The organism is Teichococcus aerofrigidensis (genome assembly GCF_054073225.1).
The window spans coordinates 1-902 of sequence record NZ_JBSXMU010000270.1 but is presented as its reverse complement, the minus strand read 5'-3'; the positions used below and the strand labels follow the sequence as shown (position 1 = coordinate 902).

Here is a 902-nt window from a genome sequence, read left to right as displayed (position 1 = left end):
GCCCAGGCCTTCGCCCGCCACCCCGAGCTGCTGCGCGGCTTCGTCGAGCCGCTGACCCTGGCCGCCCTCAACACCCCGGTCGAGGAGGCCGGGCTGCGGCGCCTCGGCGCGGTGCTGCGGCGCCTGTGGCGGCCCGAGGCCTGCCGCCTCTACGTGGCGCGCCGCGGGCTGGGGCCGGACCTGGTGGAGCCCGCCCTGGCCCTGCTGCGTCGGCGCGGCGTCGAGATCCGCCCGGGGCACCGCCTGCGCGGGCTGGAGCGCGAGGGCCACCGCCTCACCCATCTGCGTTTCGGCGCGGCGCGGATGCCGATCGCGCCGGAGCAGCGCGTGGTGCTGGCGGTGCCGCCCTGGGAGGCGGTGCGGCTGCTGCCCGGCCTGCGCGTGCCGGAGCGGCACGCCCCGATCCTGAACCTCCATTTCCAGCATGCCAGCGGCGCCGGGCCGCGCTTCCTCGGCCTGCTCGGCGGGCTCTCGCAATGGGTTCTGGTGCGGCCCGGCGGCGTGGCGGTGACGGTCAGCGCCGCCACCGCCGCCCTGCTGCGCGACGCCGAGGCCAAGGCGCCGGCGATCTGGTGGGAGCTGCGCGAGGCCGCGCTGGCCGCCGGCCTCCCCGGCCCTTGGCCGGAAGCGCCGCCGCCCTGGCGCATCGTGAAGGAACACCGCGCGACGCCGTTGCACGAGCCGGACCAGCCCCCCCCGCCGCCGCCGCATCCGGCGGAGAACCTCATTCTGGCCGGGGACTGGATGGAGCCGGTGCTGCCGGCCACCATCGAGGCCGCCGTGCGCTCCGGCCAGCGGGCCGGCCGCTGGGCGCTGGCCGCGTGACGGGGGGGGCGCAGGATGGGGGGCCGCAGGATGGGGGCGGCGTGAGCGAGGCGGCGGGCGCCCTGGCGGCGCTGCGC

1 protein-coding gene is annotated in these 902 nt (G+C 79.3%); it reads left to right on the top strand.

Translation table 11 applies throughout. The features are described from left to right. Positions 1-825 (top strand): FAD-dependent oxidoreductase (locus ACVMLK_RS21145; RefSeq protein ID WP_457487557.1); only part of this gene is annotated, 825 nt, incomplete at its 5' end. Between the last annotated feature and the right edge of the window lie 77 nt (positions 826-902).